Raw genomic sequence first — 19,715 nt, forward strand, 5'->3', positions numbered from 1 at the left:
AATAACCTTGGGTATTATCACTACCAACTTCCACTAGATCCACCACCACCTGAACTACCGCCTCCTCCAGAAAAACTACTGCTAGACGATGAAGAAGAATATGAAGACCCTGATGAAGATCGGTTAACACCATGAGATGAAAAGTTCGTACTCATGTATTTTTTATCACTTTTAAACGCCAATTTAAAAGGTTCTACCTCAAAAAATGTTTTTTTGAATAAGGCTATAATTATAGGTATTATAATCAAGACACTTACAACAAAAAGAATCAGATTATTTTTAGTTAAATATTGCGGTAAAGCAATGAAAACCGGATGGTTTTCTAAATTGCTATTAAACACATCAAAATTAAATAAAATGGCAGCACCAAACACAAATAACATACCTAGAGGTATCAAAATAAATGGCAGGCTAAAAACAATTTTAAAAACGGTTGAGATTAATAATCCAGGCACAGAAAACAAACCTACTTTTCCAATAAACAAACCTTTAAAAATGTTTATTAATTCTTTATAACCTTTAATAAAAAGCAAAATTCCCATAAAACTGAAAACCCCAAGAAATAGAAAGGCAAATACACCAAATAAAATTTTTCCCCATAAAGGAAATTCATTACTCTCCTTTTCTTGTGCCGCAAACTCTTGAGCATAGGCAGGATCATTGATAATCTCTATTATTTTTGATATCGCTAAGTCTATGCCTTCAAAATTATGTCCAGATTTAAATTCAGGAATCATAATATCTCTAATAATCCTAGAACTTATAGCATCGGTAATTATAGGTTCTAAGCCATAACCCACTTCAATTCTTACTTCTCTATCGTTTTTTGAAAATAATACCAGTAAACCATTGTCTAGTTCCGCCTGCCCGATTCCATTTTGCTCAAAAACTTTTAAAGCATAGGTTTCAATGGTAACACCTTCTAAATCCTCGATAGTTAACACCACAATTTGATGTCCTTTTTCGGTTTCGTAATCTAGAAGTTTTTGATTGAGTTGAACCCTTTGTTCATCACTAAATATTTTTGCCTGGTCGGTAACAAATTCAGTTAAAAAAGGATAGTCTATTTGTCCGTATAGAGTTTGAATACAAACAAAAAATAGTAGAAAAATAAATTTAAGTTTAGTCACTTTTTGGGTATAAAAAAGCTGTTTAAAAAGTATTAAAAACACCACATTCTGAATTAATTTCAGAATTAGGAAAATTTTACTTTTTAAACAGCCACTTGAGATTATTAATTTATAGCTTTTACTTCAGCAACTAAAAGTACATGCTTATCTTCTAACGCTTTTGCTATAAATTCGTTTATTTCTTCGTTTTTAGCTTGTCCGTTTGCTAATAAAACACTTAAAACAAGAGCTACAGCAATACGTGTTCCTACTTTTTTAACAGCCGTATTAAACAATGGCGCTAATTCTTCATAAGACACTTGTTTGGCTAATTCTAAAATTTCAGCCTTAACCTTTTCTTGTTTGGCTTCTGGTAAATTCGTGTATTTTTTTCCTAATTGCTGAATCACATCAATAGCCTTACGTTGCGGCATATTCTGTTTTTTAGGTGCATTATTTTGCTGTGGTTTTGGTTGTGCTTTAGCCCAAGAATCACGTAAACCAACTGTTTTGTTGAACACTAAGTTTTCAGCTGTTGAATCATCATCCACATTAAAATAACCCAAACGTTGAAATTGGAAACGATCACCAATTTGGGCCTCTTTTAAACTTGGCTCTACAAAAGCTGTGATATGTTTTAGGGAATTCGGATTAATAAATTCCATAAAGTCTTTGTCCTGGTGACTATCTGGTGCCTCATCATTAAACAACCGGTCGTATTCACGAACTTCAGCTTTTACAGCATGTTGAATAGATACCCAGTGTAGCGTCCCTTTAATACGTTTAGCAGTATCTTCCGAGTAAGTACAATGGATTTCGGTCACTTCACCATGAGCATCTTTAACCACGCTTTCAGCTTTAATGATGTAAGCATTTTTCAAACGCACTTCGCCACCTAATTTCAAACGGAAAAACTTATTACCAGCTTCCTCTTTAAAATCATCTTTTTCAATATATAGTTCTCGAGAAAACGGTACTTTTCTAAAACCGGCACGGTCATCTTCTTGATTATTTTCAGCTTCTAACCATTCTACTTTATCTTCAGGATAGTTAGTAATCACCACTTTAACCGGATCTAAAACAGCCATAACACGTGGGGCAGTTTTATTTAAATCTTCACGAATACAAAATTCTAAAAGCGATACATCAATCACGTTTTCACGTTTGGCTACACCAACGGTTTCAACAAACTTTTTAATGGCTGCAGGGGTATATCCTCTTCGGCGTAAGCCAGAAATTGTAGGCATTCTAGGGTCGTCCCAACCATTAACCACACCATCTTCTACCAATTTAAGCAACTTACGTTTACTCATAATGGTATAACTGAGGTTTAAACGTGCAAATTCGCGTTGTTTTGGCCTTAATTTATCTTCAACTACTACTTGGTCTAAAAACCAATCGTAAAGCTCTCTGTGGGGCTTAAATTCTAAAGAACATAGCGAGTGTGAAATTTGCTCTAAATAATCACTTTCACCGTGTGTCCAATCATACATTGGGTAAATACACCAATCGTTGTTGGTACGGTGGTGGGCTTTCTTTAAAACACGGTAAATAATAGGATCACGCATCAACATATTAGGATGCTGCATATCTATTTTGGCACGTAAAATATGTTCTCCTTCATCGAATTCACCTTGTTTCATGCGTTCGAATAAATCAAGGTTTTCTTGAACCGTTCTATTTCTAAAAGGTCCGTCAACACCAGGTTGTGTCGGCGTTCCTTTTTGTTCAGCCATGGCTTCACTTGATTGAGAATCGACATAAGCTTTGCCTTCTTTGATTAAAAGTACAGCCCAATCGTAAAGTTGTTGAAAATAATCGGAAGAAAATAATTCTTTATCCCAAGTATAGCCCAACCAAGCGACATCTTTCTTAATCGCATCTACATACTCCTGCTCTTCTTTTGCTGGATTGGTATCATCAAACCTTAAGTTAACTGGCGCATTGTATTTTTCACCCAAACCGAAACTAATACCAATGGCTTTAGTGTGCCCAATATGTAAATAACCGTTTGGCTCTGGTGGAAATCTAAAACGTAAGGCTTCTTTAGGCATTCCGTTTGATAAATCTTCCTCTATAATTTGCTCAATAAAATTGAGTGATTTTCTTTCTTCAGACATTTCCTGATCTTTTTCAACTAAATAAGGGTCAAAATTACGGAAATTCAAGTTATTTTTGCCCAATATCTCTAAGCAAGCGTAATAAAATTTCAGAAAACACCTATAGTTCATTAGATACTATAAAACTGAACTTTAATAGCATGTCAAATCGAGCGCAGTCGAGATTGTATTTTTGTTACTGAAACGTTCTCGACTGCGCTCGAACTGACAATAGAATTAAATTTATTTCAGTATCTTAATACATCCAACTTGTATTAACCAAACGAAATAATATTATGAAAAACTTAGATTATACTTGTCCGAAATGCGCAAACAAAACCTATAGCATCGGACAAATGAGGGCAACTGGCGGGACATTATCTAAAATTTTTGATGTTCAGAATCAAAAATTCACTTCGGTAACCTGCAAAAAATGCACTTATACAGAATTTTACAAAACGAAAACGAGCACATTAAGTAATGTTTTCGATTTATTTACATAACACATGGGAATTATAACTGTTGAAAATATTAGGATTTTTGCCAACCACGGCTGTTTAAAAGAAGAAACAAAAATAGGTAGCGATTATTCAGTTAATTTAGAAGTTGAAGCAAATTTACAAAAGTCTTCAAAAACCGATAAACTTAGTGATACTGTAGATTACGTATTTCTAAACCGCATTATAAAAGAGGAAATGAAGATCCCTTCACAACTTTTGGAAACGGTGGCTAAACGCATATTAAACCGTATTTTTAATGAGAATAAATCCATTAAAAAAGCAACCGTTTGGGTAAGTAAATTAAACCCGCCTATTGGTGGTGATGTGGAAAAAGTAACTATAAAAATGCGCAAAAAGCGTAAAAAGTAATTTTATATATAGAAAAGTCACAATTTTTTATACATTTGCAGCAGATTTCAAAAACCATTGAAATCGCACATAAAAATGGCGTCGTGGCCGAGTGGCTAGGCAGAGGTCTGCAAAACCTTGTACAGCGGTTCGAATCCGCTCGACGCCTCAAAAAAAAGCTTTCAGTTTATTCTGGAAGCTTTTTTTGTTTTTTGGGATGTTTGATTGTGGCGGATAGTGACCAACTTTATACCAAATATTTCAAGTGTTTTGCGGACACCCCTGTGATCCCACACCCCTATAATCCCCTCAAGGGGATAGGTTTTCTGGTGTTTTATTGGTGTGAAGTTAAATTTAAGGGACTTGTTGCTGAGTAACTACTAACAACAGAAATCTGCTGCTCTAGTTTCTCCTTGTTCCTCTCATAGGCTTTAGGAAATATACCTTGAACCAATAACAAAATTCCGAAAGCCAATATGACAATAGCAACCACTTTTTTTGTTTTAAAGATAAGTCGTGGCGTTAGTTTGGCTTTTAAACGCTTAGCGATAACTATTTTAATCAAATCACTAACAAAATAAGCCCCTAACATAGAAGCTATAAAAATAGCACCACCATGTTCTGAAGTGGTTAAAGAATCACCTAAAACGATAAATCCCAACCAACCTAGAAGCACTCCGATATTTATGAAGTTAAGTAAAAAACCTTTAATAAATAACTTTCCATAGTCTTTATGAATTTCAACTTTATAGTATTCTTTAACGATGGTTCTAAAAGATTTTGAGGTTTTTATAAAGGAAATAATACCGTAAACGATGAGTAAAACACCACCAAAAATTAAAAAACTGGGATCGTTTCCTATTTTTCCTCTTAAATTATTGGTACTATAAAAAGCAATTAAAATAAAGATAATATCGGCAAGAATCACTCCTAAATCAAAAATTATAGCTGCTCTAAAGCCTTTGGTAGCACTAGTTTCTAGTAATACAAAAAAAACGGGACCAATGGTAAAGGCAAGTATAATCCCAAAAGGAATGGCTGTTAAAATATCATCAAACATAAACCTGAGAAGCTTTATACAAAGAAAAGGAATATTTTTAAAACATTAGGTTTACCTATTACTTTGAATTGGCATCATTTTATATAGCAAAAAAAAATGTGACCCGTAAGTCACATTTCTTAACCAAATTACCAAAAAACCAATTAACTAAACTATTTTAAAGTTATTTCAATTCAAAAGAAGCATGAAGCTCGGCTTCAGAACTTCCTCCAACAAATACATTAAAATCACCAGGTTCTACTATAAATTTACCGGCATTATCATAAAAACCAAGTTCATTTACTTTTAAAACAAAATGGATTGTTTTAGATTCATCGGCCGCTAATTCGACCAACTCAAAGCCTTTAAGCTCTTTGACCGGACGCGTTACGCTTGCAAACAAATCTCTAACATATAATTGCACGACTTCCTTTCCGGTAACTTTCCCTGTGTTTTTTAAGTCTACTGAAACTTCAACTTCTTTTTCGGAAACTACAGTTACTTGTAAATTACTGTAATCAAAAGATGTATAACTTAAACCATAGCCAAAAGGATACAGAGGATCGTTGCTTTGGTCAGTGTAATGCGACCAGAATACTTCTCCTGCGGAAGGTAAAACAGGTCTTCCTGTGTTTTTAAAATTGTAATAAATAGGCACTTGACCAACACTTTTAGGAAAGGTCATAGGTAGTTTTCCACTAGGGTTATAGTCGCCATACAAAACTTGCGCAATCGCATGCCCGCTTTGTGTACCTAACTGCCAAGCTTCAACAATAGCAGGAACATGCGCATCAGCCCAGTTTATCGTTAAAGGTCTCCCGTTATTTAAAACTAAAACAATGTTTTTATTCACTTTGTAAACTGCTTCTAACAAATCTTGCTGAACACCTGGTAAACCTAATTCTGTGCGGCTTCTACCTTCTCCTGTTTGAAAACCGTGTTCACCTAAAACCATAACCACAACATCTGCTTTTCTTGCTGTTGCAATAGCTTCGTTAAACCCACTTTTATCAGTAGTATTAACATTTAATTCGATGGCAAACTCCGTTTTACCAGTAACAACATCAGCACCTTTTGCAAACGAAATGGTATTTCCTTTATAACTCTGAAGTCCTTCCAATACAGAAACAGCTGTGCTATCTTCAGCAGCAATACGCCAGCTTCCTAACGGGCTCGTTTTATCGTTTGCTAAAGCTCCAATTAAGGCGATTTTCTGACCCTCCTTTTTTAATGGTAATAAATGGCCTTCATTCTTAAGAAGAACAATGGATTTTTTAGCCATATCTAAAACAGCCTCATTAATTTCTTGACTACCTGTAACCTCCTTCTCACGATTTTCATCACAGTATTTGTAAGGGTCATCAAAAAGCCCTAACTCATACTTTACTTTTAAAATACGTTTTACGGCATCATTAATTAACGCTTCATCTACTTTACCTTCTTTCACCAAATTTGCCAATTCTTCAACATAGGCATAGGATTCCATATCCATATCAGAGCCAGCCTTTACGGCAAGTTCTGCGACTTCTTTCTTGTTTGCCGCATAACCATGAGCAATCATTTCGTTTAATGAGCCCCAATCTGATACTACAAAACCATCATAATTCCATTGGTCTTTTAAAACATTGCGTTGCAAATAAGCATTTCCAGTTGCTGGAACGCCATTGAGTTCATTAAACGCGTTCATAAACGTCTTAACACCAGCTTCTGCGGCCGCTTTAAACGGTGGGAAAATAATATTATTTAAGGTTGACGTTCCTACATCTACCGTATTATAATCTCTACCAGATTCAGCAAAACCATAACCTGCAAAATGCTTAGCACAAGCTGCAACGGTATGAGGAGAAGCTAAATCCTCCCCCTGAAAACCATTAACACGAGCTACAGCGATTTTAGCCCCTAAATAAGGATCTTCACCTGCACCTTCCATAACACGCCCCCAACGCGCATCCCTAGAGACATCAACCATAGGTGCAAAAGTCCAGTTAATTCCAGCAGCAGCAGATTCTTTAGCTGCCATTGCTGCCGACTTTTTTATGGCCTCTAAATCCCAACTCGCAGATTCAGCCAATGGAATAGGGCTTAACGTTTTATAACCATGAATGACATCAAAACCAATGATTAAAGGAATGCCTAAACGGGTTTCTTCAACCGCAATTTTCTGCACAGCTCTAACTTCTTCAACGCCTCTAACATTCAACATAGACCCCACATAACCCTTTTTTAAATGGTCATATTTATAAGCTGCACCACCTTCAGACGGTGTAGGTCCTGTGACATTCCAAAAGCCATTGTATTGGTTCATTTGACCTACTTTTTCTTCAATGGTCATTATACCAAGCAGGCTGTCTACTTTTCTATTTATGTTATTTGAACTGTTTTCCGTATTTGCAATACCCATATTTTCATCAGTTTTACCACATGACGTTAACAAAACTGCAAAACTAAGAACAGTTATATAAAAATAGTTTCTCATAATTTTATTGATAAATTCTTATATATTCAACTTCCATGGTATCTTCAATAAAACCTGGATCAATATCGCCTCCTAACGTACCGCCCATAGCCACATTTAAAATCATAAAAAAGTCAAGATTAAACGGTGTACTTGCTGTATTATCGAACGCGTTATAAACTTTATCATCAACCATAATTTTAATGGCATCGGTAGTCCATTCTACAGAATAATTATGAAAAGCAGTCGTTGAAGTTTCAACACTTGTAGATGCTGTAGGACCATCGCCAGCAGAGTGCCCTGGATAATGTAAAGTACCCGATACTTCTTCTTTGGCCCAACCCGTTTGTTCCATGATATCTATTTCACCAGAAGCTGGCCAACCTACAGTATCAAAATTAGCTCCTAGCATCCAAATAGCAGGCCAAGTTCCAGCTTGAGCGGGTAACTTAGCTCTTACCTCAACCCTTCCATAAGTGAACTCTTGTAAACCTTTGGTGATTAATCTAGCTGATGTATAACCACTTCCATTTGCTTTTGCAGTTATTTTAAGTGTTCCGTCTGAAACATATGAATTCTCAATATCATCTGTATACGTTTGTAATTCTTGGTTTCCCCAACCACCAGCACCTAGCTCATGGGTCCATTTTGTAGCGTCAGGAGCGCCATCTGTATCAAATTCATCAGACCAAACAAGGTCATTAAAAACCGTTTCAAAAGTGTCTTCTGCTGGACTAGTTTGAAATTTTAAATACCATGCTATAGCCGAGTCATTAACATCTAATGTTCTCACAAGTAACTCGGTATCCGTTAATGAGATAATTTCATAATCTGATGTTCCCAAATAATAACTCATAAATGCATCGTCTGAAAAACTCATCGAAGTTCCTCTTGCCGAAAAATCTGGATCTGGCACCGTACTCCAATCATTGGATGTTGGCGCTAATGACACTAAACTCGTACCTGAAGTATCAAATTCAAAACAGGCATCTTCACTGCCATCTCCACCTACAATGGCTTGATTTCCACCATTAAAGAATGTTGAGCCGTTATTATTTAATTGGTAAGTAAGATCTCCATTATCCTCTAAAGTAAAGGTTAATTCGTCATCACAAAAACAAGCACTTATTTCAGCTTCACACTTTTCAAAAGGTCCTGCCGTATACCACTTTGGATACCAGTAACCTTCACCATCAATACTTGCATTTGCAGGACCTAGGCCTAAATGAGCAGGTTCTGCTGCGGCTAGATACCAAATTCTACTACTGCCTCCAGTTAAAAATTGCTTAGCTTCTGGATCATCAAAGTCACTACGAACTGTAACTTCCATTGAAGTACTAGAGCTTATTCCTCCAGTACCTATAGCATTAACAATAACTGTAAAGGTGTTCACGCCAACTTTTGTAAAACGGTGTCTAACCGTTCCTGAAGGTTCTACTTGACTCGTTCCATCACCAAAATCGAATTTATAACTAATCACATTTTCAGCTTCCGCTGAAATATCAACAAAACCACTCCCATCACCATCAGGGTTATCGGTATCTTGACCAACAACTTCTCCTGAAATACTAAGATTCGTTGGACTGGTAATTGCTCCTACCTCAACATCATCTTCTTGACAACTGCTAGTAAAAACAAAGAGCAGAATAAAAATTCCTATATATTTATTTAAGTTTTTCATGTGTTTATTTTTATTGTTTTTCAATGGTTACATATCACTTCCATAGTAATCATACGCTTGAATATTGCATGATCGTTATGGAAGATTCATGTAACTTATTTTAATATTTATACTTTAATTTTGAGCAATATCATCAACATATATCGTATAGTTTGCAGAGCCATCACCTTCGGTACCGTTATCCATAATCAATACCAAATTGTAAAAATCAATAGACGTATCAACTCCTGAAAAATCAAAGGTTAAGGTTTCCCATTGGTTGGCGACAGTCGTTGTTGCAGTAACCTCTGCAGTTGAAGTTACGTTAGGCCATGGCACGTTATCTTCAAACTTCATAAGTAAATTTAAACCTACTCTTGGCGACCAAACTTTTGCAGTAACCGTTGTCGTACTAAAATCGAATACTGTTGGTACTGTAATTTTTGATCCAGCCCAAACTTGCCCAGCTCCTTTTACCATTTCTAAAACATTTTGAGACGTATTTCCATTGGTATCTGGGTTTGCAACAACCGATGTTCCTCCACCATCAAATCCATCAAGAAGGTAGTCTGGTTCGAATTCTAGCATCGGATTTGTTGAAATATCATCAACATATATGGTATAATTTGCAGAAGCATCACCTTCGGTACCATTATCCATAATCAATACCAAATTGTAAAAATCAATAGCCGTATCAACTCCTGAAAAATCAAAAGTTAAAGTTTCCCATTGATTAGCTACAGTCGTTGTTGCTGTAACTTCAGCGGTTGATGTTACGTCTGGCCATGGCACGTTATTTTCAAACTTCATAAGTAAATTTAAACCTACTCTTGGCGACCAAACTTTTGCAGTAACCGTTGTCGTACTAAAATCAAATACTGTTGGTATTGTAATTTTTGATCCAGCCCAAACTTGACCAGCTCCTTTTACCATCTCCAATACATTTTCGGAGGTATTTCCATTGGTATCAGGGTTAGCAACAACGGATGTACCGCCACCATCAAATCCATCTAACATAAAACCACCTTCAAAAGTAAGCGGTAACGGTCCAGTATTTCCACCAGATGATGGTTTATAAAAGTAAAGGTTGTCTACAAATATGGTTCCTTCCCCAGAAGGTACGCCATCAAATTTAAATTGGATGATGTTACTAAAATCTACCGCAGGGTTTAAATCTGTAAAATGAGTTATTGGAATTTCAACTGAATTCCATTGGTTTCCAACCAGTGTCATAGAATAAGCCGCTTCATTTGGCCCGTCACTTATTGGAGAAATATTAATAGTATAATCTTCCGCACTCCAAACATCTACGTGTATAAATTCCATACCTGAAGCATCAATTGGTGCGGTACTAAAATCAATTCCTTGATAGGTTAAATCACCATATTGAATGACATTATCACCATCAATCTCAATTTGTGCATAAGTTGTTGTTTGTCCCCAATTTGGATAATAATCTATAGGATCTGGGTTTACATAAACATCACTAAACACTGATATAACATCTTGTGCCGCTTTATTAGGCTTACGCGCTGGCGCTAAAGGTTGTAATATAGCTGTTACCTGAAACTCTTCGGTATATTCTAAAGTTTCAACAGCAGCACTCATTGCTACTATTCTAATGGTATAATTTCCAGCGTTTTGATATTGATAAGAAACGGTTTCACCAATATTACCTGCCACAGGATTATCATGACCTGGTTCTCCAAAATGTACTTCATAAGATATGGCATGATCGGCTGAAACCTCCACATTAACTTGCTTGGAAATAGCAGGGTCATTTTCAATAGTTGCTATTAAGTTTTCTGGTGCTTTGAATGATACTGTTATATTTTGAGTAACCGTAGTTTTCAAACCACTTAATCCTATGGCTGTAATTTTAGCATCGTAAACACCTTCTTCATAAACATGTTGGGTGTTTTTTCCTGGATCTATAGGGTCTGAATCTACAGTTCCATCGCCATAATTTACAATATAGTTAACAACACCTTCACCTAAAGGGATAATAGTAACCAGCCCCGTATTATCTTGAGTTACACTAACTGCAGCAGAAACATTTGTTGGTGCCACAATATTGTCTATGTAATCTAAATTATCATCTTCACTACAACCCATAACCATGAGTGCAAGCAGACAGATTTTAAATATATATTTTGTAATTTTCATCTTATCTTTTTTTAGAATTAATAGTTTGGATTTTGCTCCCAGTTACCATTTGAAAATTGAATTTCTTCAATAGGAATCGGAAAAACCTCATTCTTATTGGCTTCAAAACCATCAATTTCTTGTGCTGCTTTACCTGTTCTTACTAGATCGAAAAAACGATGTCCTTCTCCTACTAGTTCTACACGTCTTTCGTGTGCAATGGCATCTGTAAGTGCAGCTCCAGTAGATGTTACGGCATGATTAGAATCTCCAAAAGCCCTCGCGCGAACACGATTTAAGTAGTTTTGAGCAATGGCATCGTCAATATTACCGCTATTGTAAGCTTCAGCTGCCATTAGCAACACATCTGCAAAACGAATAGATCTATAGTTATTAGGGTTTGTCAGGTTTTGATCACCGGTATTTAAATCTCCTTTGCGAGCAATATATTTTCTATTGAAATATCCAGTGTGCTCATAACCAGTTCCATATTTAGCACCTGTTTGGGCTGCCCAATTTACAATGTCTAAAATAGCAACGTCCTTACGTAAATCTCCCGCTTCAAAGCCGTCAACCACTTCTTGAGTAGGCACATTGAAACTAAAACCAGAATCGAACAAGGGGCCATCATACGTTCTAATACTATTAAAACCAACAGCCACATTACCTTCACTACATTGCAAACAATCAAAACCAGCACCTTCGGCATCAGAATATTGCACTTCGAAAACAGATTCGATTCCATTCTCACCTTCAGTTTCGAAAATAGTATCATAATCTTGAACTAAATCATATGGTCCTTGTGTAATAACTTTATCAAGTATTAAAGCCGCTTCAGTATATTTTTGTTGATATAAATAAGCTTTACCTAACAAAGCTTGTGCAGCGCCTTTTGTTGCTCTTCCAACTTCAGGTGCCGTGTAATTTAAATGATCTACAGCATATTGTAAATCGGCTTCAATTAATTGATACACATCGGCAACTGGTGATCTTGGAATGCTTGTTTCATCACCCAATTCAAAACGTGATTCTTTGATTGGAATTGGACCAAACCATTTTACCAATTCAAAATAATAATAGGCTCTTAAAAAATAAGCCTCACCAATAATGACTTCACGTCCTGGAAAATCTGTTTTATCTTGAAATTCTAAGATAAAATTAGCTCTACTAACACCAGCATACATCCAGTTCCAAACATCTCTTAAATTGCTATTAACCGGTGTGTGAATCATGTCATCAATTTGTTGAAAACCAGGAACATCTACGGCGCTACCGCCACCAGCTAAGGTATTATCTGAAGCGATTTCGCCTAGCATAACATTGACGTAAGTAGATTGTAATAAATCATAAGCACCCACAAGTGCATTGTAATAATCATCTTCTGAATTAAAATAACTTTCAGAATCTATACTATACCTATCAACGTCTTCTAAATAAGCATCACCACAAGCTGTTGCTCCTAATAATATGCTTAGCGTTAATAGACTTTGTATTGTTTTATTTATATATTTTTTCATATCGTTAATTTTTTAAATGGAAAGGTTTAAACCAAAAATAAACTGTCTTGAAATTGGATAAAAACCATAGTCTATACCGCCTCCAATAGCATCACCATTAGTTGCAGCTGGATCGAACCCTTTATATTTTGTGAATGTAAACGCGTTATTTACAGAAGCATATAATCTTAGTTTATTAATACCAAGTTTATCTACAACAGCTGGAGATAAAGAGTAACCCAATTGAATGTTTTGAATTCTTAAGAAAGAAGAATCTTCTACATAAAAATCTGAAAACAATTTGTTAGTGGTCGCGCCAATAGTTGTTCTAGGTATACTATTTGTAGACCCTTCACCTGTCCATCTGTTCAGGTACATATTTAATCTGTTCACATTAGGCTCGTCACGTTCGTAGTTACGAACCGTTTCTTTACCAATTTCTGCATACATATAAGTACCAAAATCGAAATTTTTATAGTTGAAGCTTAGGTTTAAGCCCATAATGTAATCGGCTTGTGGTTTTCCTAAATAGGTTCTATCATCAATAGTAATTTCGCCATCACCATTTACATCTACATATTTAAAATCACCTGGAGCCGATACGGCACCTAAACTTGATTGTGATGGATAAGCATCAATTTCAGCTTGGTTTTGGAAAATACCGTTGGTTTTAAGTCCGTAAAAGTAACCCAGAGGTTGTCCAACTTCCATTCTTGCGATAGCTGGTTGCCCAACACTAAAGTTTCCTGATTCTGGAATAACACCACCATTAATTTCAATAACTTCACCATTAATTTGAGTCATATTATAACTTGCTGAAAACGATAGATTTTCAGAAAATGATTCCTTATAATTGATAAAAAACTCAAACCCTCTATTTCTTGTAGTTCCAGCATTTACAGTAGGTAAGCCCGCACCTGGAGCTCCTGCTCCCAAAATTCCTGAAACTGGAAAATCTGTAATCAATAAATTATTTCTATCATCTATAAAATAATCGGCTGTTATTTCGATTTTATTTTTGAATAAATTTAGATCTAAACCTAAATCAAATTTTTCAGCAGCTTCCCATTTTGCATCAGGGTTTGGAATTCTACCATTTGCTGTACCCGAAATTAAAGCGCTATTAAAAACATAAGTTGCTTCACCATTTAATTCTGCTCTGTATAAATCACTTCCTACACTATTTCCTAAAGTTCCATAACTCCCTCTTAATTTTAAAAAGTTTATCACGTTAGAATCCTTTAAAAACGCCTCATCTGAAACTTTCCAACCTCCAGTAAAAGAGTAGAAACGATCAATTCTATTTTGAGTAGAAAAATCTGAAGATCCGTCTCTACGAAACATAGCGGAAAGCAAATACTTACTTTTATAATCGTACTGTAATCGTCCAAAAAATGATGCTAATCTACTATCATAGTTTGATGACCCCGTAGATTTTGCGTCACTTAAACCATTAGCTAAAGAAATATCTGCGAATTCCCAAGAATTATTAGGAACATCAAAACCTGTCGCATTCAAATTATCTCCCCAACTACGTTGTGCACTAGTACCCAAAGTGAATGTGGTATTGTGGTTAGTAGCGAATACTTTATTATAATTAGCAAAGGTTTCCCAAGTATAAGAATTATAAGTGTTTCTGTATTGATTCACACTACTTCTATCATTATTAAATACTTTTCCAGCACCATAATTAACAATAGGAGCAAAAGTCTTCCCTTTGTCGTTATATGCTTTTAAACCAATACGTGATGTAATGCTTAAACCTTCAATGACCTCATAATCTAATCTAAAATTACCTTCAAGTGAATTTCCATTATACTCATTAAAGGTATTTGCAATTTGAGATAAGGGGTTAATCACCTCATTTCCTAAAAACCCAGTAACATCTTCTTGATCGATACTATACGTTGGTGCGTAATTTAAAGCGTTAAATAACGGCACTCCTAAAGCATTTTCACCAATGCTTTTTCTATTCGAATTAAAATAATTTGCAGAAGTTGAAAATTTTAATTTATCGGTAATATCAAATCCAACTTTAATCTTAACATTAGCGCGTTGGTAATTTGATTTATCACTCGAAATAATACCATCCTGCTCTAAAATAGAACCTCCGACATAATAAGTGCTTTTTTCACCACCACCAGTAACAGATAGGTTATGATTGGTTATTGGTGCTGCTTCAAAAAGTTGATCTTGCCAATCTACACCTACGCCTAAACTACTTACATCAGGAAATGGTAAAGGTTGACCATCTGCTGCATAGCTCTCATTTAATATTAAAGCATATTCCGTAGCGTTCATCATTGGTAATTGACGTTCGGTTTGTTGCATACCTGTATAGGCATTATAACTAATTGTAGCTGCTGAATTTTTTTTACCACTTTTTGTAGTAACTAAAATCACTCCATTTGCACCTTCAATACCATAAATAGCAGCTTGCGCATCCTTTAAAATAGAGAACGTTTCAATATCACTCGGGTTAATCGTATTTAAATCCCCTTTATAACCATCAATGATTACTAATGGACCATTATCACCATTGGAACTCATACCACGAATCACTATATTAAACCCACCTCCAGGAGAACCTGACGGCGTAGATACAGCAACCCCGGCTGAAGTTCCTTGCAAGGCTTGAGCTGCATCGATAGGATTTAATTTTTCAATAGTTTCAGAATTAACAATAGATACTGCTCCTGTAAGATCCCCCTTTTTTTGAGTACCATAACCAATAACAACAACTTCATCAAGAACTGCGATGTCTTCTTCTAATAGAATTAATAAATTCGAATTATCTGTAATAACCAATTCTTTAGTGATATACCCAACATAACTAACCAAAATAGCGGCCCCCGTGCTAACTTGAGTTAAGGTAAAACCACCATCAAAATCGGTTATTTCACCTTGATTGGTATTTTTTACAATAATGTTTGCACCAGGAATGGGAATCCCTGATTGATCCTTTACAATTCCGCTCACGTCTATATTTTGTGCACTCGAGTAAGCCACAAAGAACAGAGCTAAAATTTTTAATAGTTTTAGTTTCATAAATATTTAGTTTTAGTTACTTGTAAATTTAGTAGGAGTTATTGCAGACTTGCTATTTTATGCCCAAACAAAAAATATACATCGTAAAAAAAAGTCTGTAATTTTATGAAAATGTTAACAAATAGAGGTGTTTACTAACAAATGAAAACGAGCGATTTACTCCAATAAATGAAAATGTTGTGGTGTTGTATAGGTGAAAAACCAGATTGTAGTGTCTTTATATTTCCAAAATATAATCTGTTAAGCTAGATTCATGTGGTAAATCCATTTTTTTCCTTAGTCGGTAACGTTTTACTTCGACGCTTCTTGGTGAAATATTTAAAAGTGGCGCAATCTCTTTTGAAGACAAATTTAAACGCAAGTAAGCACAAAGGCGCAGATCATTTGAAGTGAGTTGTGGGTGTATTGATTTTATCTTTTTTAAGAAATCCTTATCGACATTATTGAAGGCTTCTTGAAATACATGCCAATCGTCTGTATTATTAAGGTTTCTATCAATAACTTTTATAACTTGATTAATGTTTTTTACTTCCTTAACTTTTTGAAGATCGTTTTTTAAACTGTTAAGAAATTCGTTCTTTTTAATTAAACTCATTGTAGAGATACTTAATTCTCTATTTTTATTTTCAATATCCTGTCTTAACTTGTCATTATTGAAACGCATCAACTGTTGTTTATTTTCTAACTCTTTTACTTCAAGTTCACGCTCCTTTTTAAGTAATATTTTTTGACGCTGCTTTTTATAATAACGCATGTACAGCGTGTGCATAAACAATGAAAAAACAATAATTAATAAAATATAACTCGTAAACGCCATATTTGACAAATACCAAGGACGTTCAATATTAAAACTATACGATGCCGTATTAACAGTCATATCATTACCAAGTCTTGCTCTTACGTAAAATTTATAATGACCGTAGGATAAATTCTTAAATAATACACTAGATTTTGTAGACCAATCACTCCATTTATCGTAAATACCTTCTAATTTATATTGATATTCTACAACCAAATACTTTTTATATTCTGGTATATTGTAACTAACCTCTATGTTATTTTCATTATTTTTAAAATAACCAACCTCTTGTTTATTATGCAATTGTGTTTTATAACCATCATCGTAGGTACTATTAGAAATTAAGTTAATATTTATTTGATAAGGTCTATCTTTAAACAGATTAGTATTAATAATTATATAACCATGAGAAGTACCGTATAAGTAGTTATTATTACTTAAATAAGATATATTTTCATAACCAGAAACATCATTCCTAACAAAAGCGGGTAGGGAAATTTTATTAATATTAGGTGTATTACTTAACTTTCCAGGTGTTAAATAACTTAAACCATATTGAGAAAAAGCCCAAAGTTTGTTGCTTTCAATATCGTTAACTAATTTACCAGATGTAAATTCTTGCTCATTAAATAATCCACTTAAAACAGAATCTCTTACAAACTTCTTTTTTAATACATTATAGGTAAAAACACCTTTTTTTTCTGTGTATAAAATCTTGTTATTGTATTTAATAAGACTTGTTTTTAATCCTTTACTTATTGAAGTCTCCTCTTCTACACTAAGTGTTTCAGTAAAATCGTTATCAACTTTTATTTTAAAAACACCTTTATATTCATGACTAACAAAGATTTCATGTGTATTAAGAAATTCAAAATATCTAGTGGACATATCATAGCCCTGAATTTTATTTCTCAATTGCCACAATCCGTTTACATTTTCAAGAATATACAAACCGGTATAATTCCCTTGAATTAATAAATTATCTTTTCCTTGTATCGTTTTTATGCCCCAGGTACCAAGAACATCTGAAACTTTCTTTGCCCCAACACCATCAATAACAAATGTTCCCGAATTATGCCCGCAAAATAAAGTATCACCAATTTTAGTTAGGCACCAAGTAGCGCCTTGAGTTCCTTCAACCATGACAAAATCGTCGGTAGAATTAAACTTCTTATAAAATAAACCTTGGTTCGTACCTAAATAAAGTATGTTATTATACAAAATTGATGCATTAACAGCACCAATATTCCCTTTATCATCATTAAAAATTTTATAAGGAGATTTGATATTGATGCAAATGACACCGTTTTCCAGTCCCAACCAAATGTTGTTTTCTACATCTTCAAAAACTGATAATACGGTGTTATTACTTAAACCACTACTTTGGTCTATTTGTGATAATAAATTTCCATGAGCATCCATATGAAATATACCATTGGAAATACTTCCTAGTATAAAGCTCTCATCTTTTAGTTGAATACTATTGTAGATTCTATTTTTATAAATTTCTTTATTTGCGGGTATTTCCCAACTTTCAAGAGAACTTTCATTCACAATAAAAAAACCATAATCTTCGGTTTGGAATAATAATTTACCTTGATGATTAAATATGTTAACCAAAACATTTTCTTGTACAACAACATCATCTGAAACTAATTTTGAAGTCCCATTAACAATCTCATAAATACCATCCTTTACACTTTGAAAGTAAATACTATTAGCAACCTTGAATATTTTATAAATGGTCGTGTTTGAATTAATAACAGAATATGTTTCTTCATTTATATTATATATGTAAATTCTTTTGAGAGATTGAAACAGAATAAAATTATCTACATTTATGATATTCCAAATTTCTTCATCTTCTAAAAATGAGATGTTTAATTTGTCTGATAAAGACGTATAATCAAGTTTGCCTAAATCATTTCGGTTCCAATACCCAAAATCTCTATAACTACCGGTATAAATAAGCGAATCAATAACATTTACAGATCTCATAATAGTTTTGTTAGGAGATAGATATAGTGCCCATTCTGCACCGTTATATTCCAACAAACCCTTATTGTTTGCGACATAAATAAATTTGTCTTTTGATTGTGAAATCGACCAGTTCTGACTTTCAGCGCCGTAATCTTTAGTAGAAAAAATCTGAATTGGTGAACGCTCTTGCGCTAAGACTATGGGTGAAACTAAAATGAATATTAAAAAAGTAAATAATAATGGTCTCAAGCTTAATACGTTTAGTTAGGTTACCAAAGTACTAAAAATTAATGCTTGTAAAAAGAGTGAAGTATTTTCTATGCTTGAAAAGCACTTATTTAAATTAAAAAGTAAATATGCTACTACTTTATTTTATTATTAGTGTTGACAATTAAAAATTATAGTGTATTAGTTGGGTAAATTTTACACATTACTATCAATAATTACACACCTTTTACACAAAATCTATAGACCAAAAAAATTGCTCATATTTATTAATTATCTAATTTTTAGTTACTTATAATAAATATAATTCTTAACATTTGTTCGTGGCATATTTATTTCAATATAACTAATCGTAAAACAAGAATAATAATAATTATAAATCTTAAATTTTAAAAATTATGAAAAAGTTAGTTTTAACAGTAGCAATCGTAGCAAGTGGATTATCAACTTTCGCATTAACAAACCCTATAATGAACAATGACGCCGAAGTTGTGGTAATAAATGAGTCATTTAAAGAAATATCAGTAAATCAACTACCATCGGCTGTTGTTAGTGCAGTGAAGCAAAACTTTGCTTCTGCTACCATCAGCAATGCTTATGTAAATAGCAGCGAGCAATACAAATTGACCATTTCAATGGATGGAAGTGAAAATACAGTATATGCCGATAAAGATGGTAACTGGTTAAAAGAAGGAGATGTTGCTAAATAACATATTTTAAAGCAACTAGATATTGAATATAATATCTAAAAATCAAATTCTTTTAGGAAAAAGACGTTTTAAATTTAAAACGTCTTTTTTTTTGTGATTTTT

General features: G+C 34.1%; 12 protein-coding genes and 1 tRNA gene. 4 read left to right on the forward strand and 9 right to left on the reverse strand.

The features are described from left to right. Positions 1-20: 20 nt before the first annotated feature. The gene (locus Q4566_RS05600; RefSeq protein ID WP_303419414.1) at positions 21-1,130 is read right to left on the reverse strand and encodes a YgcG family protein; all 1,110 of its coding nucleotides are present in this window, start codon (positions 1,128-1,130) and stop codon (positions 21-23) included. Between the two features lie 104 nt (positions 1,131-1,234). Further along, positions 1,235-3,229: a glutamine--tRNA ligase/YqeY domain fusion protein gene (locus Q4566_RS05605; RefSeq protein WP_303419416.1), complete on the reverse strand. Its 1,995-nt coding sequence runs from the start codon at positions 3,227-3,229 to the stop codon at positions 1,235-1,237. A 275-nt stretch (positions 3,230-3,504) separates the two neighbouring features. Here Q4566_RS05605 and Q4566_RS05610 point away from each other — a divergent pair, with 275 nt between their 5' ends. The 3 genes from Q4566_RS05610 (at position 3,505) to Q4566_RS05620 (ending at position 4,225) form a co-directional block, all read left to right on the forward strand. After that, positions 3,505-3,711 (forward strand): zinc ribbon domain-containing protein, encoded by a 207-nt coding sequence (locus tag Q4566_RS05610; protein WP_216066487.1) that lies wholly within the window; start codon positions 3,505-3,507, stop codon positions 3,709-3,711. A gap of 3 nt (positions 3,712-3,714) precedes the next feature. Beyond that, a complete protein-coding gene (gene folB / locus Q4566_RS05615) occupies positions 3,715-4,077 on the forward strand; it encodes a dihydroneopterin aldolase (RefSeq protein WP_303419423.1) in 363 nt (120 codons plus the stop codon). Between the two features lie 77 nt (positions 4,078-4,154). Beyond that, positions 4,155-4,225: transfer RNA gene (locus Q4566_RS05620), tRNA-Cys, on the forward strand. Positions 4,226-4,390: 165 nt separating this feature from the next. On the opposite strand, the gene Q4566_RS05625 is transcribed toward Q4566_RS05620, so the two are convergent. The 7 genes from Q4566_RS05625 to Q4566_RS05655 form a co-directional block, all read right to left on the reverse strand. Further along, on the reverse strand, positions 4,391-5,116 hold the full coding sequence (locus Q4566_RS05625; RefSeq protein ID WP_303419425.1) for a LysE family translocator: 726 nt from the start codon (positions 5,114-5,116) through the stop codon (positions 4,391-4,393). A 163-nt stretch (positions 5,117-5,279) separates the two neighbouring features. Then, a complete protein-coding gene (gene bglX / locus Q4566_RS05630; protein WP_303419428.1) occupies positions 5,280-7,571 on the reverse strand; it encodes a beta-glucosidase BglX in 2,292 nt (763 codons plus the stop codon). Positions 7,572-7,575: 4 nt separating this feature from the next. Next, positions 7,576-9,231 carry a family 16 glycosylhydrolase gene (locus Q4566_RS05635; protein ID WP_303419431.1) on the reverse strand — a complete coding sequence of 552 codons (1,656 nt, stop codon included), beginning with the start codon at positions 9,229-9,231 and terminating at the stop codon, positions 7,576-7,578. Between the two features lie 114 nt (positions 9,232-9,345). After that, the gene (locus Q4566_RS05640) at positions 9,346-11,376 is read right to left on the reverse strand and encodes a PKD domain-containing protein (protein WP_303419433.1); all 2,031 of its coding nucleotides are present in this window, start codon (positions 11,374-11,376) and stop codon (positions 9,346-9,348) included. A 17-nt stretch (positions 11,377-11,393) separates the two neighbouring features. Next, complete coding sequence (locus Q4566_RS05645) at positions 11,394-12,872, reverse strand: RagB/SusD family nutrient uptake outer membrane protein (protein WP_303419436.1); 1,479 nt, start codon at positions 12,870-12,872, stop codon at positions 11,394-11,396. Between the two features lie 12 nt (positions 12,873-12,884). Next, the gene (locus Q4566_RS05650; protein ID WP_303419442.1) at positions 12,885-15,899 is read right to left on the reverse strand and encodes a TonB-dependent receptor; all 3,015 of its coding nucleotides are present in this window, start codon (positions 15,897-15,899) and stop codon (positions 12,885-12,887) included. A gap of 217 nt (positions 15,900-16,116) precedes the next feature. After that, a complete protein-coding gene (locus tag Q4566_RS05655) occupies positions 16,117-18,927 on the reverse strand; it encodes a triple tyrosine motif-containing protein (RefSeq protein ID WP_303419444.1) in 2,811 nt (936 codons plus the stop codon). A gap of 374 nt (positions 18,928-19,301) precedes the next feature. Here Q4566_RS05655 and Q4566_RS05660 point away from each other — a divergent pair, with 374 nt between their 5' ends. Next, positions 19,302-19,613: a hypothetical protein gene (locus Q4566_RS05660; RefSeq protein WP_303419447.1), complete on the forward strand. Its 312-nt coding sequence runs from the start codon at positions 19,302-19,304 to the stop codon at positions 19,611-19,613. The last annotated feature ends 102 nt before the right edge of the window (positions 19,614-19,715 follow it).

This window comes from Tamlana sp. 2_MG-2023 (assembly GCF_030548465.1).
In the GTDB taxonomy this organism is placed as follows: domain Bacteria; phylum Bacteroidota; class Bacteroidia; order Flavobacteriales; family Flavobacteriaceae; genus Pseudotamlana.